The sequence below is a fragment of the Pseudoalteromonas sp. T1lg88 genome (genome assembly GCF_002964765.1).
GTDB lineage: Bacteria > Pseudomonadota > Gammaproteobacteria > Enterobacterales > Alteromonadaceae > Pseudoalteromonas.
In genome coordinates this window covers 346,575-369,319 of the sequence record NZ_PQCF01000006.1, presented here as the reverse complement: position 1 = coordinate 369,319, position 22,745 = coordinate 346,575, and the positions used below count along the sequence as shown (strand labels likewise).

Here is a 22,745-nt window from a genome sequence, read left to right as displayed (position 1 = left end):
CTGATGCAGGAGAGCTCAATGTCCAATGCGGATATTTCAACCCATCATCCCCACACAAACGCCGGCACCTTATATATAGTTGCCACGCCCATAGGTAATTTAGATGACATCAGCCAGCGTGCAATCAAAACCCTAGCCGAGGTCGACTTAATCGCGGCTGAAGACACCCGTCATACCGCTAAGCTGTTATCGCATTTGGGGATCAGTAAGCGCACTATGGCTCTGCACGACCATAATGAAAAGCAAAAAGCACAGCAAATTCTGCAGTGGCTTGAAGAGGGGCTGAATGTCGCCTTGGTTAGCGATGCCGGCACGCCGCTTATTAGCGATCCAGGCTATGCCCTAGTGAGTCTGTGTCGCGCCAGAGGTGCTCGGGTCACGCCTATTCCAGGTGCCTGCGCCGCCATTGCCGCGGTAAGCTGCTCTGGATTACCCACGGATAAATTCCAGTTCGTTGGCTTTTTACCAGCTAAGAGCAAGGCTCGCCAAGAGTTCTATGAGCAAGCTCATAGCACGGGTATCACTAGCATAATGTATGAGAGCACGCACAGGATTATGGCCAGCTTGGACGATTTACAGCAGGCTTTGGGTGAGCAACAGCAGGTTGTACTGGCCAAGGAGCTGACCAAAAGCTTTGAAACCTTTTTCAGCGGCACTGTGGTTGAGCTGATCGCCTTCTTAGAAGAAGATCCGGCTCGTCAAAAAGGGGAAATAGTGCTTATGCTGCCGGGCAAGGTGGCGGACAAAACAGATATTGACCCTGAGGCCATTCGCCTTATCGAACTGTTAAAAGCGGATATGCCGCTTAAAAAAGCCTGTGGCGTTGCCGCCGATTATTTTGGCCTTAAGAAAAATGCCCTCTATAAAAGCATGCTGGAGCAGGAGTGATCGTGCTGGCTAGTTAGGCGTAAATAGGTATAATAGCGCCCGAGTCGGCTAGATAATCGCTGCCTGTGACGAAAATGATCAGGGGGAGGAAAGTCCGGGCTCCACAGGGCAGGGTGCCAGCTAACGGCTGGGGGGCGCGAGCCTACGACAAGTGCAGCAGAGAGAAGACCGCCTAAGTCCTTCGGGACCGGTAAGGGTGAAAGGGTGCGGTAAGAGCGCACCGGGCCGCTGGTAACAGTTGGCAGCAGGGTAAACTCCACCCGGAGCAAGACCAAATAGGGTTCCTTATGGTGTGGCCCACATCGGAACCGGGTAGGTTGCTTGAGCCTAAGAGCGATCTTAGGCCTAGACGAATGATTATCGCTTTCCCTCGGGAAAGAACAGAACCCGGCTTATACGCTGACTCAACAAATTCCATGGCCGCCTGATTATTCAGGCGGCTTTTGGGATCTCACCTTAGTTCGACAAATTACAACCCCATTAAAACTCGATGCTTTGTCCTAAAATGGGTATCTCGGCTTTAATATTGTGCTCTTGTAGCAGTTTTTCTGACAGTGCCGTGAGGGCATCCGGTTCGCCATGGACCAACACCACCTTGGGAAAGCTTTTAAAATTGGCGACCCAGTTAATCAGTTCCCTTTGTCCGGCATGAGCAGAAAAGCCGCCCAGGGTTTCTACATTGGCCTTAACAATAAAATCGTCACCAAAGAGTTTAATGTGCTGCGCACCTTCAACCAGTATGCGCCCGAGCGTACCGTAGGCCTGAAAACCAACAAAAATTAAGGTGTTGCGACTGTCCCAAATACGGTGCTTAAAGTGGTGGGTAATACGCCCGCCGGTACACATGCCGCTACCGGCAATTATAAGCGCGCCCTTGCTGATCTTATTAATGGACATGGATTCTTCGGCGCTCACCATTAAATGCAGGGTGGAAAGAAAGTTTTTCAGCAGGGTTTGCTCCCCCGTGCATAAGGGTTTAACCCCTTCACAATCCAAGGTAGGCAGCCACTGATCGTAAATTTGCGTGACCTCTATCGCCATCGGACTGTCTAAAAAGATTTGCCAGTTATCCAGTTCACCGGCCATCTGCAATTTACCCAGATACAGCAATAGCTCCTGGGTACGGCCCACGGCAAAGGCTGGGATCATCACATTACCGCCATTTTCAAACGCTTGGTGTAATACCTCTTTAAACTGGGTTAGGGTATCGCCGAGTGACTTATGCTCCCGATCGCCATAGGTGCCTTCCATAAGAACTATATCGGCATGTTCAAGCAAGGTGGGATCATTCATCAGCAGGGTGTCCTTGTTGCCTAAATCCCCAGAGAAAACCAAGGTTTTTTGTAGACCCTCATCATCGAATTTTAATTCCACAATGGCCGAGCCGAGAATATGTCCGGCATCGTAGAAGCACAGTAAGGCCCCATCCCCTAATTGTTTCTTTTCTTTATAAGCGATGGGCTTAAGTAAATCGAACACCTTTAAGACGTCGGCTTTAGAATACAGAGGCTCAATTTCTGGCTTGCCCTTGCGCATTAACCTGCGGTTTTCCCGCATCAGATCGTTTTCATACAGACCCAGGGCGTCTAAAAGCATCACAGGGAGTAACTGTGAGGTTGCTTCGGTGCAATAGATGGGGCCTTCAAAGCCATCATGAACTAAAGAGGGTAAACGGCCGGAATGGTCTAAATGGGCATGGGATAAAATAACGGCATCTATGCTCTTGGGATTAAAGGTAAACTGCTTTTTGGATACCTTATGTTTGCCTCTCATGCCTTGCAACATGCCGCAATCGAGTAACACTTCACCAAGAGCCGGTGTGGAGAGCAGATGACATGAGCCTGTTACTTCTTGCGCCGCGCCATGAAATGTAATTTTAGCCATAAAATAAACTCACAAAATAACTCGCTTTTCTAGTATGAGTTTAGTGAGGAAAATGACTAAGTGTGAGCCGGGCCTTAGGTTTTGGCGAAATAGGCAAGATCAGCACTAGGTTTTGGCGCTATAAAAATGAAAAAAGCGAGCATCTAGCTCGCTTTAAATCACGTCCTTGTGCATCGCTCTTAGCTTTAAAAACGGTAGCGCAGACCCATGGCGGCAAAGTTTTCGGTTTCATCGTAAAACTCAATATTGGAGTCGGTGCGACGTGTACCACCGGAGGCGACAATTGACCAATTGTCCCAGCCCTCAATTTTGTCGTAGCTGTAAGCCAGGATGGCCGAGTACCGATCGTCTTCTTGTACCTGATTGAAAATGGGGTTCATTTCATCGTTTTCCGTACTGCGGTAGCGTGCTGACAGGGCCAAAGAGTGATTACCGAATACCGCGGTGTAGGTTAGCTCTACGCCGTAACCATCAAGAGACATGGCATCGCCATCGGCATCGAAATCGTTATAGTTGGCGCCTAGTTTGAATTTTGACTGTGGGCCTAGATCAAACACATAACCGGCTTCGAGGTAGTAACCGTCGCCTTCACGCTCTAGCTGGTCTTGAAACGCCGAGTAGCTGTTGAGGCCCGAATCCTCATCGTCAACCTCGCGGCTAAAACCGGTTAATTGGGCGTAAAAGTTGGTATCGAGAATGTTGTTATAAGTAATGCGCACCGCGTCATCACCCATATCTGTGTCGTGGCGGCGCTCGTCGGTCATATAGGGGTCGCGCCATACTTCATCGGCGATCACGTTGGGGATCAGAGCCACGGCCAGGGTGGATTTCTCGCCCACTTCCACGCGGTAACCTAAGGCCACGGAGAATAACCCGGTGCGCACACCATCACGGGTTTCGCCGTTAATAAAAAATTGCTGGTTATTGGTATCGCCAAAGGTGTATTTGACCGACCCGATAGGGAAGGCAACTACGTCGTCTTCTTTGTTGCCCTTGCTATTCAAGGTGCCATTTTTGACCTCATCATCACCGCTGTAGAGGTTACTTTTGTGGCTGCGGGCACTGGCCATAAAGGATACGTCGCCACTCCAGCCCGCCTCACCTAAATCGGCGAAGGCACTGCCACTGGCTAGAAAGGCGATAGGTGCTAAATATTGAATCTTCATACTTCTGTGTCTCCACGGTTAAAAACTTTTCGATGACTTGGTAAGCAATTTAATTTAATTAATCGAATGTTCGTTCTTTTAAAGGGTGTAAAAAAACAGGTGTGTATTACCTGCTTGTGTATTTGGCTCTAAATAGAGTTAGCGGCTTACCGCCCGCCATGCCATATCGACCGTCGCCTCGAGCAATTGCGCATCCACCTCGATTTCCCGGTTCAGATGAGCCTGGATCAGGTAGGTGATGGGGGCTATGGTCAGTGCATGCACAACCGGTTTCGGGTAACTGACTACCAATCCTTCAGTTACCGCCCGGGTGTAGAGTTCATGTAAAGGTGCATCGCACTCTAGGCCCCGTGCACGCGCTTGGGCACTTACATTGGGCGAATTTTTAAATTGCTCCTGAAAAGAAAACATAATGGGATTAGCGATAAAAAAAGCAAACATATTGCGAATATATTGGCAAAAAACGCTCTTTACCGAGGTGTCGTTATTCACGTCGCCGAAATAGGCATTTGCCGATTCTTCCTTGAGCATCACATACAGCTTGTTCAGCATGTCTTCCTTATTTTCAAAATAAACATATAAGGTTGATGCCGATACGCCGGCCGCTCGGCCAATTTTCGACATGGATGCACCGGCGAGCCCTTGCTCGGTAACCACGCTCATGGCGGCGCGATAGATGGCTTGCTTTTTATTATCGTCTTTTAATCTCATAACAAAACGAACGTTCACTTAAGGCGAGGGGATTATCAGCCTTAGGGCCTTGGCCTGTCAACGGCCGACACGGGTATGGCAAACTTAGGTTACAAATTGTCAATTGTGGGCACGCTTTTTAACCTGGTGAGCCGCTTTGAGCGGGGCAGTTACAACTGATTACTCTTGCCTGTGCGGCAGCTAAATTTGAATGCTAAAAATTAGCACCCTCCATGCTGATTTCTCGCATTACAATTCACAAAAACGCACACTAAACTGGCTGTAACAGAACTTTGGAGAGACTCAATGAAGGTTTTACATGTTTTACAGGCCTTGCCGACACAGGATGGTGACGGCGTTAATATTCGCCGCGTGGCCGGTTTTGATGGGCGTTATCTTGATCCGTTTCTTATGTTAGATGAGCTTAAGTCCGATGATCGCAAAGATTATATGGGGGGCTTTCCGCCGCATCCTCACCGCGGCATCGAAACCTTTACCTATCTGATAAAAGGCGGCTTTGAGCACAGGGATCACCTGGGTAATCAAAAGGCCATTCGCAGTGGCGATGTGCAGTGGATGAGTACGGGTCGTGGGGTCATACACAGTGAAATGCCCTTGGCCGAAAGTGAGGGCCTGCATGGTTTTCAAATCTGGATCAATATGCCGAGTACCGAGAAAATGCGTCCGCCTCGCTACCAGGATTCTACTCCTACACCCTTGCCGGTCATTAAAAATGACACTGGTGCCCGCTTGCGTGCACTTGGTGGTAGCTGGCAAGTGGCAGAGCAAATTGCCGAGTCGCCGCTTAATAATCTGGCGGCAGATGCGGCGTTGGCCGATGTGGAGTTGCAACCGGGCGGGCGGCTGGATATAGCGCCGCTACATCAGTCTAAGGTGATGGTCTATATCCATACGGGCAGCCTGGCGCAGGGCCAATATAAGGCGGGTGATCTCTTGATCCTTGAGCCGGGCAGTGACATTGCTCTTAGCTCGGAGCACGGAGGTGGCGCGTTGATCTTGGCCGGTGAACCTTTGAAGCAGCCGATCGCCCATATGGGGCCCTTCGTGATGACCACGCAAGAAGAGTTGATGCAAGCGGTGCGTGATTATCAGGCCGGTCGTTTTGGCACAATTGAATAGGAGAGCAGCATGGGATTATTAGTACAAGGTCAATGGCGAGATCAATGGTATGACACCGAATCGAGTCAGGGTGAATTTAATCGTGAAGCGGCTCAGTTGCGTAACTGGGTCACGGCCGAAGGTGAAGCGGGCCCAAGTGGCGAGGCGGGATTTAAGGCACAAAAGGGGCGCTATCATTTATATGTATCTCTGGCCTGTCCTTGGGCCCATCGCACCCTGATATTTCGCAAACTTAAGGGCCTGGAGAACTACATAGGTGTGTCCGTGGTCAGCCCGGATATGCTCTCAAACGGTTGGACCTTCAATCAAGGAGAGGGCAGCAGCGGCGATGCATTGTTTGCCAGTGAGTTTATGCACCAGATCTACACGCGTAATAAAGCCGATTATAGCGGTCGGGTGACCGTTCCCGTACTGTGGGACAAACAAACCAACCGCATTGTCAGCAATGAATCGGCGGAAATCATACGCATGTTTAACTCGGCGTTTAACGCCCTGACCGGGGACGAACAGGATTTTTATCCGCAAGAGTTGCGCAGTGAAATAGACGAGATCAACGCCTTTGTTTACGAAAATATCAATAATGGCGTTTATCGCGCTGGGTTTGCAACCACGCAGCGAGCCTATGAGCAAGCCTTTGATGCTTTGTTTAAGGCCCTGGACCACCTAGAGCTGCGCTTGAGTAAACAGCGCTACTTGGTGGGCAACAGGCTCACCGAGGCGGACTGGCGTTTATTTACCACCTTGATCCGCTTTGATGCCGTGTACTTCGGCCACTTTAAGTGCAATCTGCGCAGCATAGAGAGTTATCCGAACTTATCTCAATATGTGCGTGAGCTGTATCAGCACCCGGGTGTGGCCGACACTACAGACTTCAACCATATAAAGCGTCATTATTATTTTAGCCATGGCCAAATTAACCCCACACGCGTGGTGCCTAAGGGACCCAGACTAGACTTTACCCGCCCTCATAACCGCCGCTTTTTCGCTTAGGCGTGTGATAACCTATGTCGTGTCGTAACTGTCCGGCGCGACATTTTCTTGCCTGTTTTTTATCCGCTTGCTCCAGTGAGAGTAAAATTATTTACATTCAATTCCGTCCCTTATAAAGGCACTTTGAGGGCAGAAATGGCGGCTAACAACAGCCGTTTTTTGTCTTTTAAACGCTCAATTGTTAATACAAAATACCTAGCTTTTATCCGCTCTAGAGGGCGGACAGCCTGAACTTTTCGGTGTCAAACTTGAATAAAAAGTGAACGAAAGATGCCTCTGTAATCATCCGCTCCACTTTTTTCCACCTAATTCAGGGACTTCCCTTAAAGCCGCATTTTATCTAGGGTTAGACGCCATTTTCCACACTTTCATTGCTTGACAAAAAGCCTTGTCAAGCCCTAGACTGTAGTTCAGTGGGAAATTGTGGGTATAAGTGGATCTTTATGGATCTATAACCCGCAAACAATAACAAGCAACAAACGGACGGCATTTTTAACTCATGTTTCGCGGCACAAGCACACTCAGCCTTGATGACAAGGGCCGGTTTGCGATACCAACCAAGTATCGTAATCAGCTGCTTGCGGATAATGGCGGCGAAATTATATGCACCATCAATATTGGCGACCCCTGTTTGTTGCTCTACTCCCTCAGTGAATGGCAAATCGTTGAACAGCGTCTCGCCGCCCTCTCGAATATGAAAGAACGGGCCAAACGCATGCAGCGCTTGGTGCTGGGTAACGCCATGGATTATCAGCTTGATAAGAATGGCCGTGTGTTGCTGGCGCCGCATTTGCGCGATTATGCAAAGCTCGATAAGAAAATCGTTTTGGTAGGGCAATCGAACAAGTTTGAAATCTGGGATGAGACGTTGTGGCAAGAGCGGATGGCCAAAGATATTGCCATCGAATTAGAACAAGATTTTGATCAGGATGAAGATCTCGGCGATTTTTCATTCTAACTCTACAGGGCGCGAGCACACGCATGAGCGAAGAATTTCAACACATCTCCGTACTGATGACGGAAACCATTGATGCCTTAGCAATTAAGCCAGACGGCATTTACATCGATGGTACCTTTGGCCGTGGCGGCCACTCCAGCGAGATTCTTGCCCGTTTGGGAGAAAAGGGCCGCTTGCAGGCCATAGATCAGGACCCTACGGCCATTGCCGCCGCCAAGCGCTTTGCCGATGATCCTCGTTTTAGCATTGCCCATAGTCGCTTTTCGCGTCTTGATGAGGTCGCCGAGGCGGCTGGGATCACAGGTCAGGTCGACGGTATCCTGCTGGATATCGGCGTTTCTTCGCCGCAGCTGGATGATGCCGGACGCGGCTTCAGCTTTATGAAAGACGGTCCATTGGATATGCGCATGGACCCAAGCCAGGGGCGCAGTGCCGCCCAATGGTTGGCCGAGGCCGAATTAGAAGACATGGTGTTTGTGTTTAAAAAGTACGGCGAAGAGAAATTCGCCCGTCGCATCGCCACCAAGATCATCGAAACCAGAGCACATACCGAGATTAACTCCACGGCGCAATTGGCGCAGTTAATTGACGAGGCGGTGCCGGTGAAAGACAAACACAAGCATCCGGCCACACGTACCTTCCAGGCCATTCGAATTTATATCAACAGCGAACTGGAAGAGATTCAAACCGCGCTGCAGGCATCCTTGTCGGTGCTTAAGCCCGGTGGTCGCCTGGTGGTAATTTCCTTCCATTCTTTGGAAGACCGAATCGTAAAACAATTTATCAAGAAGCAGAGCAAGGGAGAGGCTGTGCCTAGAGGTCTGCCATTAACCGATGCACAATTAAATAAAGAACTGACGTTAAAGGCAGTAGGCAAAGCCATTAAGCCGAGCGATGAAGAGATCGCTCGCAATAGCCGTGCGCGCAGCTCTGTCCTTCGTGTAGCCGAGAGATTGGGATGAGCCAACAACCAGTAAAACGCCAACCAAACCTCTTCGTCGAGATAATACGGGGATTGATTGACAACAAGCTAACGTTGGGGCTGCTTTTTTCTATTCTGTTCAGTGCGTTAGCTATAGTCCAGGTGACGCACTTATCACGGGCGCAGCTGATTGCTCAAGACAAGCTGCTGCAAGAACGTGACGAGCTTGACCTGAATTGGCGTTATTTATTGGTAGAAGAAGAATTTTATTCTCAGCATGCACGGATAGAGCAAATTGCCACCGAGCAGCTGAATATGAAAAGACCAACCAGGAAGATGAAGAAGTGGTGATAGTGCCATGAGAGCAGCGAAACGCAAAAGCAATGCAAACAATTTAATTACCTGGCGCTTTGTGCTGGTATGCGCTGCTGTGCTGCTGGTTTTTGTGACTTTGGTGGCCCGCGCCGCCTATTTGCAGGTGATCGAGCCGGATAAGGCGCGCAGCGAAAATGCCAAGCGCACCGTGCGGGTAGAAAAGTTGCATGTGCAGCGCGGCATGATCTTCGACCGTCAGGGCAAAGAGCTGGCGGTAAGTGTGCCCGTGGTCAGTGTTTATGCCGACCCTAAAGCCATTGACAAGTACCTGCAAAGCAAGGTGGTTAAGCGCGCGAAAAAGCAAGGGGAAGATCCGCAGGATATTCTCGACCGTCCAGAGCATCTGGCCGATCTTAAAGCCGCCTTTTACAAGCAAGATATGCGCTGGCGTGAGCTGGCCGATGTGCTGCGCTTAGAACGCACCAATGTCGACACCCGCTTAATCGGCGATAAAGACCGTCGCTTTATCTATTTAAAACGTCAGGTAACACCCGCTGTGGCCAACTATATCAATGAGTTGAATCTACCGGGCGTGCACCTGCTTGACGAATCCAAACGCTATTATCCCGCCGGTGAAGTCACCGCCCATGTGCTTGGTTTTACCAATATCGACGGTCAGGGCATCGAAGGCATTGAAAAGCTCTATGACGAAGCGCTGACCGGCACAGAAGGGCGCCGCACTATTCGTAAGGATGCCCGTGGCCGCGAAGTTGCCGTTCTGGACGAGCGTCAGCGCGTGGAACCGGAAGATATTCAGCTGTCTATCGACCAGCGTATCCAGGTTATTGCTTACAAAGCGCTTAAATCTGCGGTGTTGACCTACAAGGCCACATCAGGCTCCGCCATGGTGGTGGATGTTAAAACCGGCGAGATCCTCGCCATGGTTAACAGTCCTTCGTTTAACCCCAATAATTTAGAAGATGCGGCGCCGCACAAACGTCGTAACCGCGCCATTACCGATTTATTTGAGCCGGGTTCAACCATTAAGCCACTGACTATCCTGGCCGGTTTGGATTATGGCAATATTGACGCCAACGACACCATAGACACCTACCCGGGTTGGATGCGCGTCGGTGGCAGTCTGGTACAAGACACCCGTAACCGTGGCGAGATGTCGCTGCGCGAGATCCTTAAGGTTTCAAGTAACATGGGTGTGGCGAAGATCTCACAAGACCTGCCTAAAGACTACTTTGTCGGCCTGTTCGAGCGCGTAGGCTTTGGCAGCGACACCGGCACCGGCATGATAGGCGAAAGCAGCGGCCTGTTTTATCCTAACCGTCGCTGGTCTGATTTTGAAATTGCCACCTTGTCGTTCGGATATGCCATCTCGGTAAGCACGGCCCAGTTGGCGCGTTTTTATGCGACCTTAGGTGCCGGCGGCATTTCACGTCCACTGACCATATTAAAACAAGAAGAACCCTTACCCGGAGAGCGCGTTTTTCAAGAACAAGATGCCAAAGCCGTTGTCGAAATGATGGAAAGCGTATTTGAGAAAGGCGGCACAGCGAACAAGGTGAAGGTCGATGGTTATCGCGTCGCAGCGAAGACAGGTACTTCTAAGAAAGCGGTCGCTGGTGGTTACGGCGACGAATATGTCGGCTATTTTGCCGGCGTCGGTCCGGTAAGCGACCCGCGCCTGGCCGTAGTGGTTATGGTCAATGAACCCGGTGGCGATGTGTATTATGGCGGTGCCACCGCGGGTCCGGCCTTTGCCGAAATAATTTCCAATGCGCTGCGTATCCTTAACGTGGCGCCCGATTTAGAACCGGTAGCCAACCTAGCAGTAAAGGGAGGTGGAGATGCGTAATCTTCGCGAAGTACTCGCCCCTTGGGGAATCGATACCGAGATAGGCTTGGTCAACGAATTACAATTAGATAGTCGCCGCGTTCAACGTGGCGATGTGTTTGTGGCCATCAAAGGTCATCAACTCGACGGTGGTCAGTTTGCCGAGCAAGCGCTCGCCCAGGGTGCCAGTGCGGTGATTGCCGACAGTCGCTGTGAACTTAATTGCGACGATGAGCGCATTATCGTTATTGAACGTCTCAGTCTGCGTTTGAGCGAGCTGGCGGCGAGCTTTTATGGTCAGCCCAGTCACGCCTTTGATTTGGTCGGGGTGACCGGCACCAATGGTAAGTCCTCGACCACGGCGATGATCGCTACTCTGGCACAGCATTGCCAACATCCCAGTGCCATTATCGGTACCTTGGGCTGGGGTGAGCTGGATAATCTTAACGAGCTGGCTAATACCACGCCGTCTAGCGTTGAGTTACAACAGATTTTTGCTCAGCTAAAAGAGCAGCAAAAACAGCTGGTGGCGATGGAGGTATCGTCTCATGGCCTGATCCAGGGCCGAGTTGCCAACAGCCGTTTTAAGGCCGCGGTGTTTACTAACCTATCTCGCGACCACCTGGACTATCATGGCGATATGCAAAGCTACGGCGATGCCAAGCTGATCCTGATGCGTGACTGTGATGCCGAGCTGGTGGTACTTAATCAGGATGATGCGGTGGCGCAGACCTGGTTGGAAAAATACGACTTCCCCGAGTTGGTGGTGTACGGCCGTAAAACGCTGCCGCCAACCCATGGCCGTTACCTGTATTTCAGCAAGGTGGAATTCCTGCCTCACGGCTTAAAGGCGCATATCGACAGCAGCTGGGGCGAGGGCGAAGTCACCTTACCGCTGTTTGGCGAGTTTAACCTCTATAACCTGGGTGCCGCGTTGGCCACCTTGCTGGGGCTGGGTTACCCCTTGGAGCAGTTGTTGGCGGCGTGCAAGCAGCTGCAACCTATTGCAGGTCGTATGCAGGCCTATAGCGCCGCTAATGGCCTGACCTGCGTGGTCGATTATGCTCATACCCCGGATGCTATCGAGTTGGCCCTGCAGGCGCTACATCAGCATGCCCATGGTAAGGTCACCTGCGTATTCGGCTGTGGTGGCGACCGCGACAAGGGCAAGCGTCCATTGATGGCCAAGGCGGCGCAAAAGTACGCCGACCGTATCGTGGTCACCAGTGACAATCCGCGCAGTGAAGACCCGCAAGCCATCCTCGATGATATCCGCGCCGGTTTTAGCGCTAACGTCGATGTGCAGTATGAAATTGACCGCGCCAAGGCCATTGCCTTGGCCATTACTCAGGCGCAGCCAGGCGATATAGTGCTTATCGCCGGTAAGGGCCATGAGGATTACCAGATTATCGGCGATCAGGTATTGCCGTTTTGTGATCGCACCTTGGTGCAGCAGTTATTGGCACAAGGAGCAACATCATGATCAGTATGGACTTAGATTGGCTAGCTAAGACCTTAGGTATTAGCTATCAGGGTAGCAACAGCAGCCTGAGCAATATCAATACAGATACCCGCACCTTATGCGACGGCGAGGTGTTTTTAGCGCTGCAAGGCCCTAACTTTGATGGCCACAACTTTATCGATGTTGCCGAGCGCCAAGGCGCGGTGGCGGTGATCGTAGCGCACCCGGTGGAAACTCACTTGCCTCAGCTGGTGGTGTCCGACACTCGTATAGCCCTTGGACAGATAGGCGCCGCGGTCAAAGCCGAGGTAGCCCCGAAAACCATCGCTATCACTGGCAGCGTGGGTAAAACCACGGTTAAAGAAATGTGTGCCGCCATTTTGGCGCAAAAAGGCCCGGTGCTGGCTACTAAGGGTAACTTCAATAACGATATTGGCGTGCCACTGACCTTGTTACGCCTTGAGCCACAACATCAATATGCTGTGATTGAACTCGGTGCTAATCACCTTGGCGAAATCGCTTATACCACGGCGTTGACCAAGCCGGATGTGGCCGTGGTCTGTAATGTGGCCGAAGCGCATCTGGAAGGATTTGGCTCCCTGCAGGGGGTGGCCACCGCCAAGGGCGAAATCTTCTCTGGTTTGGCCGAGGATGGCGTGGCGGTGATCAATGCCGACAGCGAGTTTAAACAACAATGGCTCGACGGTCTGGGTACTCGCCAGGTAAAACAGTTTTCAACCAAAGAACATCTGGATGTGTGGGCCGAAGAGGTGACCCTGGATGCCTTGGCTCGTGCTTCCTTTATGCTTTGCAATAAGGATGAGCGTGTTGCCGTGACTCTGGCCATGCCGGGTCAGCACAATGTCACTAATGTGCTTATCGCCGCGGCATTAACCAGCAGCCTGGGCTGCAGCCTGGCTGATGTGGCCAGCGGCCTTGCCAATATGGCGCAGGTCAAAGGACGAGTGAACATTATCGAGGTAACAAGTCAGCTTACAGTCATTGATGATACTTACAATGCCAACGTGAGATCGGTACAAGCGGCCATTGATTTATTGGCGCAAGTGCCAGGTTTCCGGGTATTGGCCCTCGGCGATATGAATGAGCTCGGCGAAGGTGCACGACAATACCATCAACAAGTAGGTGAATATGCCAAGCAAAAGGGCATTGAAGCCGTCTATTCTCTGGGCGTATTAAGCCGTTACGCCAGTGATGTCTATGAACAAGCCGGACGCCACTTTTCTGGGCGCGACCAACTTCTTGAGCAAATGCTGAAGGACTTACGACAGACACAACAAAAAATAACGGTAGTCGTGAAGGGATCGCGCAGTTCTCGCATGGAGCTTTTAGTGGAAGATTTAGTGGCGCATGGCAAACAGTTAGCCGGCGAGGGAGAGAAGTAATGTTAGTGTGGCTGGCTGAATACCTAACCCAGTTTTACAGCGGGTTTAATGTATTTTCTTATTTAACGCTCAGAGCCATCCTGGGAATTCTGACGGCGCTGATGCTGTCTTTGTATTTTGGCCCTAAGCTGATCGCCGCCCTGCAGCGCATGCAGATTGGTCAAACCGTACGTGACGACGGTCCTCAGTCTCATTTAAGCAAGTCGGGTACCCCTACCATGGGTGGTTTGCTTATTTTGGGCGCCATTTTTGTCAGCACCCTGTTATGGGCCGACTTAAGCAATAAATATGTGTGGGCCACCTTGTTTGTGATTGGCTCTCTGGGCGTTGTCGGCTTTATCGATGATTATCGTAAAGTCATACGCAAAGACCCTAAGGGTCTGATTGCCAAATGGAAATACTTCTGGCAGTCGGTGATTGCCCTGATCGTAGCCTTTGCCCTGTATGCCAGCTCACAACAGGCGGCGGAAACCGCATTGATCGTGCCCTTCTTTAAGGATGTGATGCCACAGCTTGGGCTTTTCTACATCATCATGACCTATTTTGTGGTGGTGGGTACGTCCAATGCCGTAAACCTCACCGATGGTCTTGATGGCCTGGCCATAGTGCCAACCATTTTAGTGGCGTCGGCGCTGGCCATCATGGCCTATGTGACCGGGCATGCGAATTTCTCAAGCTATCTGCACCTGCCACATTTGCCACTGACCAGTGAGTTGGTTGTGGTCTGTACCGCCATCGTTGGTGCCGGCCTGGGCTTCTTGTGGTTTAACACCTACCCGGCGCAGGTCTTTATGGGCGATGTGGGCTCATTGGCTCTAGGCGGTGCGCTTGGCATTATCGCCGTGCTGGTACGTCAGGAACTGGTGCTAGTGATTATGGGCGGTGTCTTCGTGATGGAGGCGGTGTCTGTGATCTTGCAGGTGGGCTCATACAAGTTACGGGGCGAGCGGATTTTCCGCATGGCACCTATTCACCATCATTATGAATTAAAGGGCTGGCCGGAGCCGCGCGTGATCGTGCGCTTTTGGATTATTTCCATCGTGCTGGTACTTGCTGGATTGGCAACATTGAAGATCAGGTAAATGGGCTATTTAAAGACGCTTAAAAATAAACGTATCGCGGTGCTTGGGCTGGGGGTTTCCGGTCTGGGCACAGTGCGTTTTTTGCATGCTCATAAATTGGCGCCAGTGCTTGTCGACTCGCGTCAGCAGGTGCCTACTCAGTTGTGGTTAGACTCTCATGTGCCGCATCTGGAGCAGCGTTTTGGCCCCTTAGCAGAAGCCGACCTGACATCCTTCGACTTAATCTTGATCGGCCCTGGACTGGCATTAGCCACCCCCGATGTGCAGCAAGCCATTGCCGCCGGCGTAGAAGTGATAGGTGATGTCGAGTTGTTTGCCCGTATCAATACCAAGCCTGTGCTGGCGGTAACCGGCTCAAACGGCAAGTCAACCGTGGTTTCCTTGCTCGCCAAGGTACTTGAGCGCGGCGGCCTGCATATAGGCTTGGGCGGTAATATCGGCACCGCGGTGCTGGATTTACTGGCCCTGGACGCCGATGCCTATGTTTTAGAATTATCTAGCTTCCAGCTGGAGACCACCTCCAGCCTGGCGGCCAAAAGCGCCTGTATTTTGAATCTGTGTGAAGATCATATGGATAGATACGAGGATATGGGCGACTATATCGATGCCAAACAGCGTATCTATCAGGGCTGTGAGCTGGCCGTTTTCAATAGTGAAGACGCCGACACGGCGCCGCTGCAGAGCAATAACGCCGAGCGTATCAGCTTTGGGTTAGAGCAGGGCGACTACCATATTATGATGCACCAGGGTCAAGCCTACTTTGCCTTTCGTCAGCAGCCTATTTTGCCCTGCGCCAGCAGCTTACTGCCAGGCAGTCACAACCGTTTGAATGTATTGGCTGTGATGGCCATGTGTCATTCCTTTGCCTTTGACGCCGGTGTGTATGAGCGGGCGCTGCAGGAATTCCCAGGTTTAGATCATCGCTGTCAGTATGTAGATACCCTAAACGGGGTGCGCTACTTCAACGATTCCAAGGCCACCAACGTGGGGGCTACCATAGCCGCGATTAACGGCTTTGCCGATGAACCGGGACGCTTGATTTTAATTGCCGGTGGCGATGCCAAGGGCGCCGATTTAACGCCCTTGCAAGAGCCGTTACTCAATCAGGTCGCTGAGCTGATTTGCCTGGGTAAAGATGGCGCTGCCATTGCCGCGCTCAAGCCCGGTAGTCATCAGGTCGGTGACATGGCCGAAGCGGTACGTTGCGCCAAGGCCTGCGCCCGTGATGGCGACATAGTTTTACTGGCGCCAGCCTGTGCCAGCCTAGACATGTATGCCAATTACATGGTGCGCGGTAACGACTTTGCACAACAAGTGCATGAGGGGGAGACATGAGCTGGGATCGCATTAAAGATCTACTGCATCTGAAGCCCTCGGGTCAGCTATACGATGTGCCCTTGCTTTATACCCTGCTGTGTTTAGTGGGAATTGGTTTTGTCATGGTGACCAGCGCCTCCATGCCTGAAGGCGAGCGCCTGTTCGACAATCCGTATCATATTATGGTGCGCCAGGCCGTGTTTATGGGGATGGCACTGTTCTTGTTTACCCTGGCAACCAGTTTGAAAATGCAGTGGTGGAAGGTAGCCAATACTTATCTCTTGTTTGTAGGCCTAGGCCTCTTGGTTGCGGTATTGGTCTTGGGTAGTGAAATCAATGGTTCGAAGCGCTGGATCCCACTAGGTCCCATCAATATTCAGGCCTCGGAAGTGGCCAAGCTGTTCTTCTTTAGTTACCTCGCAGGTTACCTGGTACGTAAGCGCGACGAGGTGCAGGAGAATATTAAAGGCTTTGTGAAGCCCATTAGCGTCTTTGTTCTGTACGCAGGTTTGATTCTATTGCAGCCGGATCTTGGTACCGTAGTAGTAATGTTTGTGACCACGGTTGGCCTGCTGTTTCTGGCCGGTGCCAAGTTGTGGCAGTTCTTTGTCCTGATGCTTTCTGGTATAGGTCTGGTGATCGCCCTAATCGTATTTGAACCCTATCGTTGGGCCCGTGTTGTGGGATTTCTAGAGCCTTGGGACGACCCCTTTGGTAAAGGTTATCAATTAGTACAGTCGCTGATGGCCTACGGTCAGGGTGGCTGGTTTGGTCAGGGCCTGGGTAACAGCGTACAGAAGCTTCAATATATGCCACACGCCCATAACGACTTTATTTTTGCCGTGGTGGCCGAAGAGCTGGGTTTTGTCGGTGTATTTACCGTCCTGGTGCTACTGGGCACCCTGGTATTTAGAGCCTTGCTTATTGGTCAGCGTGCGCTTAAGGCCAATAAAGAATATGAGGGCTATTTAGCTCTGGGAATTGGTATTTGGTTTGCGTTCCAGTCCATGGTTAATGTCGGCGCCAGCGCCGGGATCTTACCCACCAAGGGACTGACCTTACCCTTTATCTCTTACGGTGGCTCCAGCTTGTTGGTGATGGCCATTGCCGCCGGGGTGTTATTCCGTATCGACTTTGAAACCAAGATGGCGACCAAGCAGGCGACCTCCAGAGGTCACGGCCGGGGTCATCGTCGTGTTGTACCTAGCCCCGCAGCAGTACAGGAGGCAGTATGAATAAATCCCTGGTAGTGGTTGCCGGTGGCACAGGCGGACATATTTTTCCCGGCATCGCCGTGGCCCAATACCTGCGCGAGCAGGATTGGCAGGTCTCCTGGATTGGCACGGACGACAGAATGGAAGCGGATGTGGTGCCTAAGCACGACATAGAAATCGATTTTATTCGTGCTCAGGGCGTGCGTGGCAATGGCTTAAAACGTCTCTTCCAAGCACCCTTGATGATCATCAAGGCCTTTTTTGCGGCACGTAAGATTTTAAAGCAACGTCGTCCGGCGGCCGTGTTGGCCATGGGTGGCTATGTTACCGGGCCTGTGGGCCTGGCGGCGAAAAGCTTAGGGATCCCCCTAGTGATCCATGAGCAAAATGCTGTGGCCGGCATGAGTAACAAGCTTTTGGCCAAGCTGGCTAACAGCTGTTTGGGTGCCTTTCCCGGTGCTCTGCCACAAAGTGATTTTCAGGTGGTGGGTAACCCGGTACGTCAGTCGCTGATGAATATTGCCCCGGTTGAGGTCAGCTCGCCAATCAATATTCTGGTGGTGGGTGGCTCGTTGGGAGCACAGGTGTTAAATGATACCTTGCCAACGGTGTTTGCCGAACTGGCGACAAAGCATGAATTAGCTGTGTGGCACCAAACCGGCAAGGGCCGCTCCAGTAAGGTGCAGGAGCAATATCAGGCGCAACAGCTTGAGGCCAAGGTGAGCGACTTTATCGATGATATGGATGCCGCCTATGCCTGGGCTGACTTGGTTATTTGTCGCGCTGGCGCGCTGACCGTGAGCGAAGTAGCGGCGGCCGGACGCATGGCCCTGTTTGTGCCATTTCCACATGCCGTGGACGACCATCAAACCGCCAATGCCCAGTATTTGGTGGGTGGCGATGCAGCCTTGTGTATGCAGCAAGGCGATTTTTATCAAACCGCCGTGGTTGAGGCGCTAGCGCCGTATTTTCAGCAGCCCCAATTAATTACCGAGATGGGTAAGCGCGCTAAGGCGCTGGCCAAACTCGATGCGACCGCAGCGGTTGCAAAACAATGTGAGCAGTATAGTTAATGACAGTAACAACAGGCACAGCCCAACAGCAGGGCACGCAACAACAAGGGCAACGACCGGCGATGCGCCGTGTTGAAACCATTCATTTTGTCGGCATAGGTGGTGCCGGTATGGGTGGTATTGCCGAAGTTCTCGCCTACGAAGGCTATCGTATTACCGGCTCGGATATCGCCCAAAGTGCGATGACGGAGCGTTTGATTAAAGCCGGTGCCGAGGTGTTTATCGGCCATGATCAGAATAATGTAAAAGACGCCTCCGTGGTGGTGGTTTCTACCGCCATCAATGAACAGAACCCAGAGATCATCGCCGCCCGCAACGCCCGTATTCCTATTGTGCGTCGCGCGGAGATGTTAGCCGAGCTGATGCGTTTTCGCCATGGTATTGCCATTGCCGGCACCCATGGTAAAACCACCACCACCAGTTTGGTCGCCAGTATTTTTGCCGAGGCTAAGCTGGATCCCACCTTTATTATCGGCGGTTTGCTTAATAGCGCCGGCAGTAATGCCCGAGTGGGTTCGAGTCGTTTCTTAATTGCCGAAGCGGATGAAAGTGATGCCTCCTTCTTGCATCTGCAGCCCATGGTGTCTGTGATCACTAATATCGAAGAAGATCACATGGACACCTATGAGGGCAGTCTGGAGAAGATGAAGGACACCTATGTGGAGTTTATTCATAACCTGCCGTTTTATGGTTTGGCCGTGGTTTGTATCGACTCACCTGTGGCTCGTGAGCTGATCCCGCGCTTTTCCCGTCAGGTGATCACTTATGGTGAGCATGAAGATGCGGACTATCGTATGGCTGATTTCAGCCAGGATGCCAGCACCTGCTCCTTTACCGTGACTTCGAAGCAGGGTGAGCGCCTTGAGGTGACCCTGAATATGCCGGGTAGACACAATGCCCTGAATGCCACCGCGGCCATTGCCGTGGCCAAAGATGAGGGCATAGGTGACACCGCGATTTTACAAGCGCTGGAGAAGTTCGAAGGCATAGGCCGTCGCTTCCAGCACTACGGCGAGTTTACCAATGAGCGTGGTAAGGTGATGCTGGTGGATGATTATGGTCACCATCCCAGCGAAGTTGCCGCCACCATTAAGGCCGCCCGCGATGGCTGGCCACAAAAGCGCCTGGTGATGATTTATCAGCCGCACCGTTATAGCCGCACCCGCGACCTGTACGAAGACTTCGTTAAGGTATTGGGCGACGTCGACCAGCTTATTTTGCTTGATGTCTATGCCGCCGGTGAAGAGCCGATTGTCGGTGCCGACTCGAAAAGCCTGTGTCGCAGTCTGCGCCAGCGCGGTAAGGAGCCCTTGCATGTGGCCGACAACAACGAGTTAGCAAGCGTATTAGCCACCACCTTGGCCGATGATGATCTGGTGATCACCCAAGGTGCGGGCAACATAGGTCAGCTGGTGAAAAAGCTGGCCGCAACCGAATTACAGATTGAAAAGTTACAGCAGGTATCCTCATGAGTCAGGCATTTGGCAAAGTAGCAGTTTTACTAGGTGGGTCATCTGCCGAGCGCGAAGTATCGCTTAAATCAGGCGCAGCCGTGCACGCGGCTTTGGTTGAGGCTGGTGTCGATGCGCACCAGTTTGACCCGGCTGAGCGCCCTCTGCATGAGCTTGCACAAGAGGGTTTTGACCGTGTCTTTATCGCCCTGCATGGTCGCGGTGGTGAAGATGGCACCCTGCAAGGGGCATTGGAATTTATGGGCTTGCCCTACACAGGTTCAAGCGTACTGGGTTCGGCCCTGGCGATGGATAAAATCCGCTGTAAGCACCTGTTTCAGGTGGCTGGCCTGCGCACCGCTCCTTATAAAGTAGTGTCGCAAAGCCAAGGCTTTGATTGTGCTGAGATTATGGCGCAGCTGGGCCATGTGATGGTAAAACCTTCGCACGAAGGTTCGAGTATCGGCATGGCCGAGGCCAACAATGCTGAAGAGCTGGCGCAAGCCCTGGAAGCCGCCTTTAAGTTTGACGACGAGGTCTTGGTAGAGCAGTGGCTAAGCGGCCGCGAATTTACCGTGTCTATCTTGAGTGATAAGGCCTTGCCTGTGATTGAAATGCGCACGCCGAGCGGTTTTTATGACTATCAGGCCAAGTACCAATCAAGCACCACGGAATATTATTGCCCAGCGGATCTAAGCGAAGCGCAAACGGCGCAGTTGCAAGAGATGGCGGAGCAGGCCTTTTCGCTTGTGGGTGCTAAGGGCTGGGGACGTGTGGATGCCATGCAAGGCGCCGACGGTGAGTTCTATCTGCTTGAAGTCAATACGGTACCCGGAATGACGGAGAAATCCTTGGTGCCTATGGCGGCCAAGGCCACGGGCGTAGATTTCACCGCACTGGTAGTGAAGATTTTGGAGCAAACTCTGTAAATGGCGACATTAAGGGAAAAGCTGAGCGGACTAAAACAGGGAACCAATTGGTCACTGCTGTTTGGCTTGAGCTTTTTTCTGCTGGTGGTGTTTATGGTGTTGAAGTTGACCTTCAACTTCTCCGACTGGCTGGTTCGCGATAAGGACGCCCAGCTCAAGCAGCTGCAGGTGTTGGGTGAGCCCAAGTATACCGCCGAGCGCGCCATTATCGACGCCATTAAACAGGCGGATTTGGACAGCTTTTTTGAGCTCGATGTAAAGCAGGTGCAGGAGTTAGTCACCGATTTACCTTGGGTTGCCAGCGCCTCGGTGCGCAAGCAATGGCCGGATACCTTGCAGGTGTATGTGGTGGAGCATCAGGCGGTAGCGCTTTGGAATGACGACCAACTGCTTAATAGCAAGGGGCAGGTATTCACCGCGCCGCAGGAGGGCATAAAGGACTCCTTGCCTAGCTTGTTCGGCCCCGAAGGCAGCGAATTGGAAGCCTGGCAGACCTTTAATCGTTTTGAAGAGTTGTTTGCGGTAAACGGTTTGAAATTATCCAGCCTGGCGCTGTCAGAGCGTTTCGCCTGGCAATTATGGTTAGATAACGGCATTCGCCTTAATTTAGGGCGTGATGATAAAGCAAAACGCGTACAAAGATTTATTGATGTCTACCCACACTTGAAAAAACGTCAAGATGTACAGGTAGATGTCGTTGATTTGCGATATGATACCGGGCTTGCGGTGCAATTTAAGCCGCTGGCAGTAACGGAAGAAGAACAAAAGAGTAAGGTATGACCAAGTCAGTAGAACGTAACCTTGTTATCGGTTTGGATGTGGGCACCTCGAAAGTGGTGGCTACGGTCGGTGAGATCACCGATGACAACAAGCTCAGCATTGTTGGTGTAGGCCGCCAGGTATCCCATGGTATGGATAAGGGTGGCGTGAATGACTTGAACCTGGTTTCCGAGTCGATTCGCCGCGCCATAGACGAAGCCGAGCTGATGGCAGACTGCCGCATTAGCTCCGTGTATCTGGGTATTTCCGGTAAGCACATTCAATGTCAGAACGAAACCGGTGTGGTGGCAATTAACAACACCGAAGTGACCGATGAAGACATAGACAACGTCATCCACATTGCTCGTTCCGTACCTATTTCTGCGGAGCGCAAAATGCTCCATGCCTTACCGCAAGAATACAGCATCGACATGCAAGAGGGCATTAAGAACCCACTCGGCATGAGCGGTGTGCGTATGGAAGCCAAGGCCCATATCATCACCTGTTCCAACGACATGGCGAAGAACATTGAAAAATGTGTCGAGCGTTGTGGCCTGCAGGTTGATCAGCTGATCTTCAATGCCCTGGCGTCTTGCTATTCGGTATTGACCGAAGACGAAAAAGAGCTGGGCGTGGCGGTACTGGATATAGGTGGTGGCACCATGGATATCACCATCTATATCAATGGCGCTTTACGTCATTCTGCGGTGATCCCGGTGGCGGGTAACCAGGTAACCGGCGATATCGCCAAGATTTTCCGTACGCCTATTTCTCATGCCGAAGCCATTAAGGTGCAGTACGCCTGTGCCAGCAGCCAAATGGCCAGTAATGAAGAACAAATTGAAGTACCTAGCGTGGGCGGACGTCCTTCGCGTATTATGTCGCGCCACACCTTATCCGAGGTGGTTGAGCCGCGCTTTAGAGAATTATTTGAACTGGCGCTAGAAGAAATTCGTCGCTCCGGTTTTGAAGATCAAATTGCTGCTGGATTGGTTGTTACCGGCGGCAGTGCAAAGATGACCGGTGCTTTGGAAGTGGCAGAAGACATCTTCCAAATGCCGGTACGTATCGGTAGTCCACTAGGGATAACGGGATTAACTGATTATGTAAGCGATCCCTCATTTGCAACCGCCGTAGGTTTGTTACAATATGGTCGGACCATGCAGTCGATCAACGCAACAAAAGCGAAAGCAGACGAGGGTAACTGGTGGGGCCGTATTACTAAATGGTTCCAAGGTGAGTTTTAGTACTCAAGT

At 51.7% G+C, this 22,745-nt stretch carries 19 protein-coding genes, 1 other RNA gene and 1 pseudogene; 18 read left to right on the top strand and 3 right to left on the bottom strand.

What is annotated here, in order from left to right; genetic code table 11:
* The first annotated feature begins 18 nt into the window (after positions 1-18).
* Both rsmI and rnpB read left to right on the top strand, forming a co-directional pair.
* The gene (gene rsmI / locus C2M34_RS03420; protein WP_105258071.1) at positions 19-888 is read left to right on the top strand and encodes a 16S rRNA (cytidine(1402)-2'-O)-methyltransferase; all 870 of its coding nucleotides are present in this window, start codon (positions 19-21) and stop codon (positions 886-888) included.
* 40 nt (positions 889-928) lie between these two features.
* Positions 929-1,299: RNase P RNA component class A (gene rnpB / locus C2M34_RS03415), an RNA gene on the top strand.
* A 69-nt stretch (positions 1,300-1,368) separates the two neighbouring features.
* Here the strand turns inward: rnpB and C2M34_RS03410 are convergent.
* The 3 genes from C2M34_RS03410 to C2M34_RS03400 form a co-directional block, all read right to left on the bottom strand.
* Positions 1,369-2,772 (bottom strand): MBL fold metallo-hydrolase RNA specificity domain-containing protein, encoded by a 1,404-nt coding sequence (locus C2M34_RS03410; protein ID WP_105258070.1) that lies wholly within the window; start codon positions 2,770-2,772, stop codon positions 1,369-1,371.
* A 185-nt stretch (positions 2,773-2,957) separates the two neighbouring features.
* Positions 2,958-3,938, bottom strand: coding sequence for a DUF2860 family protein (locus tag C2M34_RS03405; protein ID WP_105258069.1), 981 nt, complete (start codon positions 3,936-3,938; stop codon positions 2,958-2,960).
* Positions 3,939-4,076: 138 nt separating this feature from the next.
* Complete coding sequence (locus tag C2M34_RS03400; RefSeq protein ID WP_105258068.1) at positions 4,077-4,649, bottom strand: TetR/AcrR family transcriptional regulator; 573 nt, start codon at positions 4,647-4,649, stop codon at positions 4,077-4,079.
* 285 nt (positions 4,650-4,934) lie between these two features.
* On the opposite strand from C2M34_RS03400, the gene C2M34_RS03395 reads away from it, so the two are divergent.
* The 16 genes and pseudogenes from C2M34_RS03395 to ftsA all read left to right on the top strand — a co-directional run bounded on the left by C2M34_RS03395 (position 4,935) and on the right by ftsA (position 22,736).
* Positions 4,935-5,768, top strand: coding sequence for a pirin family protein (locus C2M34_RS03395; RefSeq protein WP_105258067.1), 834 nt, complete (start codon positions 4,935-4,937; stop codon positions 5,766-5,768).
* Between the two features lie 9 nt (positions 5,769-5,777).
* Positions 5,778-6,758: a glutathione S-transferase family protein gene (locus C2M34_RS03390; protein WP_105258066.1), complete on the top strand. Its 981-nt coding sequence runs from the start codon at positions 5,778-5,780 to the stop codon at positions 6,756-6,758.
* Positions 6,759-7,257: 499 nt separating this feature from the next.
* Positions 7,258-7,716, top strand: coding sequence for a division/cell wall cluster transcriptional repressor MraZ (gene mraZ / locus C2M34_RS03385; protein WP_105213444.1), 459 nt, complete (start codon positions 7,258-7,260; stop codon positions 7,714-7,716).
* A 23-nt stretch (positions 7,717-7,739) separates the two neighbouring features.
* Complete coding sequence (gene rsmH / locus C2M34_RS03380) at positions 7,740-8,678, top strand: 16S rRNA (cytosine(1402)-N(4))-methyltransferase RsmH (RefSeq protein ID WP_105199360.1); 939 nt, start codon at positions 7,740-7,742, stop codon at positions 8,676-8,678.
* A pseudogene (ftsL, locus tag C2M34_RS03375) lies at positions 8,675-9,000 on the top strand (cell division protein FtsL). The gene rsmH and the pseudogene ftsL overlap by 4 nt, the downstream one beginning before the upstream one ends.
* Positions 8,997-10,820, top strand: a complete 1,824-nt coding sequence (locus C2M34_RS03370; protein WP_105258065.1) for a peptidoglycan D,D-transpeptidase FtsI family protein — start codon at positions 8,997-8,999, stop codon at positions 10,818-10,820. The pseudogene ftsL and the gene C2M34_RS03370 overlap by 4 nt, the downstream one beginning before the upstream one ends.
* On the top strand, positions 10,813-12,282 hold the full coding sequence (gene murE, locus C2M34_RS03365) for a UDP-N-acetylmuramoyl-L-alanyl-D-glutamate--2,6-diaminopimelate ligase (protein WP_105258064.1): 1,470 nt from the start codon (positions 10,813-10,815) through the stop codon (positions 12,280-12,282). Before C2M34_RS03370 ends, murE begins: the two co-directional genes overlap by 8 nt.
* Positions 12,279-13,664, top strand: a complete 1,386-nt coding sequence (locus tag C2M34_RS03360) for a UDP-N-acetylmuramoyl-tripeptide--D-alanyl-D-alanine ligase (RefSeq protein WP_105199363.1) — start codon at positions 12,279-12,281, stop codon at positions 13,662-13,664. Before murE ends, C2M34_RS03360 begins: the two co-directional genes overlap by 4 nt.
* Positions 13,664-14,746: a phospho-N-acetylmuramoyl-pentapeptide-transferase gene (gene mraY / locus C2M34_RS03355; RefSeq protein ID WP_105199364.1), complete on the top strand. Its 1,083-nt coding sequence runs from the start codon at positions 13,664-13,666 to the stop codon at positions 14,744-14,746. Before C2M34_RS03360 ends, mraY begins: the two co-directional genes overlap by 1 nt.
* Positions 14,747-16,081 carry a UDP-N-acetylmuramoyl-L-alanine--D-glutamate ligase gene (murD, locus tag C2M34_RS03350; RefSeq protein WP_105258063.1) on the top strand — a complete coding sequence of 445 codons (1,335 nt, stop codon included), beginning with the start codon at positions 14,747-14,749 and terminating at the stop codon, positions 16,079-16,081.
* Positions 16,078-17,298 (top strand): cell division protein FtsW, encoded by a 1,221-nt coding sequence (gene ftsW / locus C2M34_RS03345; protein WP_105213441.1) that lies wholly within the window; start codon positions 16,078-16,080, stop codon positions 17,296-17,298. The genes murD and ftsW overlap by 4 nt, the downstream gene beginning before the upstream one ends.
* A complete protein-coding gene (gene murG / locus C2M34_RS03340) occupies positions 17,295-18,350 on the top strand; it encodes an undecaprenyldiphospho-muramoylpentapeptide beta-N-acetylglucosaminyltransferase (protein ID WP_105258062.1) in 1,056 nt (351 codons plus the stop codon). The genes ftsW and murG overlap by 4 nt, the downstream gene beginning before the upstream one ends.
* Positions 18,350-19,822 (top strand): UDP-N-acetylmuramate--L-alanine ligase, encoded by a 1,473-nt coding sequence (gene murC / locus C2M34_RS03335; protein WP_105199368.1) that lies wholly within the window; start codon positions 18,350-18,352, stop codon positions 19,820-19,822. Before murG ends, murC begins: the two co-directional genes overlap by 1 nt.
* Positions 19,819-20,730 (top strand): D-alanine--D-alanine ligase, encoded by a 912-nt coding sequence (locus C2M34_RS03330; RefSeq protein ID WP_105199369.1) that lies wholly within the window; start codon positions 19,819-19,821, stop codon positions 20,728-20,730. Before murC ends, C2M34_RS03330 begins: the two co-directional genes overlap by 4 nt.
* Positions 20,731-21,510 carry a cell division protein FtsQ/DivIB gene (locus tag C2M34_RS03325; protein WP_105199370.1) on the top strand — a complete coding sequence of 260 codons (780 nt, stop codon included), beginning with the start codon at positions 20,731-20,733 and terminating at the stop codon, positions 21,508-21,510. It abuts the gene before it with no gap.
* Positions 21,507-22,736 (top strand): cell division protein FtsA, encoded by a 1,230-nt coding sequence (ftsA, locus tag C2M34_RS03320; protein ID WP_105199371.1) that lies wholly within the window; start codon positions 21,507-21,509, stop codon positions 22,734-22,736. The genes C2M34_RS03325 and ftsA overlap by 4 nt, the downstream gene beginning before the upstream one ends.
* Positions 22,737-22,745: the final 9 nt, after the last annotated feature.

Coding starts and splice junctions, on each gene's coding strand:
- murE (WP_105258064.1), top strand. CDS start 10,813: ATGCGTAATCTTCGCGAAGTACTCGCCCCTTGGGGAATCGATACCGAG.
- C2M34_RS03325 (WP_105199370.1), top strand. CDS start 20,731: ATGGCGACATTAAGGGAAAAGCTGAGCGGACTAAAACAGGGAACCAAT.
- C2M34_RS03370 (WP_105258065.1), top strand. CDS start 8,997: ATGAGAGCAGCGAAACGCAAAAGCAATGCAAACAATTTAATTACCTGG.
- ftsA (WP_105199371.1), top strand. CDS start 21,507: ATGACCAAGTCAGTAGAACGTAACCTTGTTATCGGTTTGGATGTGGGC.
- mraZ (WP_105213444.1), top strand. CDS start 7,258: ATGTTTCGCGGCACAAGCACACTCAGCCTTGATGACAAGGGCCGGTTT.
- murC (WP_105199368.1), top strand. CDS start 18,350: ATGACAGTAACAACAGGCACAGCCCAACAGCAGGGCACGCAACAACAA.
- ftsW (WP_105213441.1), top strand. CDS start 16,078: ATGAGCTGGGATCGCATTAAAGATCTACTGCATCTGAAGCCCTCGGGT.
- C2M34_RS03360 (WP_105199363.1), top strand. CDS start 12,279: ATGATCAGTATGGACTTAGATTGGCTAGCTAAGACCTTAGGTATTAGC.
- C2M34_RS03390 (WP_105258066.1), top strand. CDS start 5,778: ATGGGATTATTAGTACAAGGTCAATGGCGAGATCAATGGTATGACACC.
- C2M34_RS03400 (WP_105258068.1), bottom strand. CDS start 4,649: ATGAGATTAAAAGACGATAATAAAAAGCAAGCCATCTATCGCGCCGCC.
- mraY (WP_105199364.1), top strand. CDS start 13,664: ATGTTAGTGTGGCTGGCTGAATACCTAACCCAGTTTTACAGCGGGTTT.
- rsmI (WP_105258071.1), top strand. CDS start 19: ATGTCCAATGCGGATATTTCAACCCATCATCCCCACACAAACGCCGGC.
- rsmH (WP_105199360.1), top strand. CDS start 7,740: ATGAGCGAAGAATTTCAACACATCTCCGTACTGATGACGGAAACCATT.
- C2M34_RS03395 (WP_105258067.1), top strand. CDS start 4,935: ATGAAGGTTTTACATGTTTTACAGGCCTTGCCGACACAGGATGGTGAC.
- murG (WP_105258062.1), top strand. CDS start 17,295: ATGAATAAATCCCTGGTAGTGGTTGCCGGTGGCACAGGCGGACATATT.
- murD (WP_105258063.1), top strand. CDS start 14,747: ATGGGCTATTTAAAGACGCTTAAAAATAAACGTATCGCGGTGCTTGGG.
- C2M34_RS03330 (WP_105199369.1), top strand. CDS start 19,819: ATGAGTCAGGCATTTGGCAAAGTAGCAGTTTTACTAGGTGGGTCATCT.
- C2M34_RS03410 (WP_105258070.1), bottom strand. CDS start 2,772: ATGGCTAAAATTACATTTCATGGCGCGGCGCAAGAAGTAACAGGCTCA.
- C2M34_RS03405 (WP_105258069.1), bottom strand. CDS start 3,938: ATGAAGATTCAATATTTAGCACCTATCGCCTTTCTAGCCAGTGGCAGT.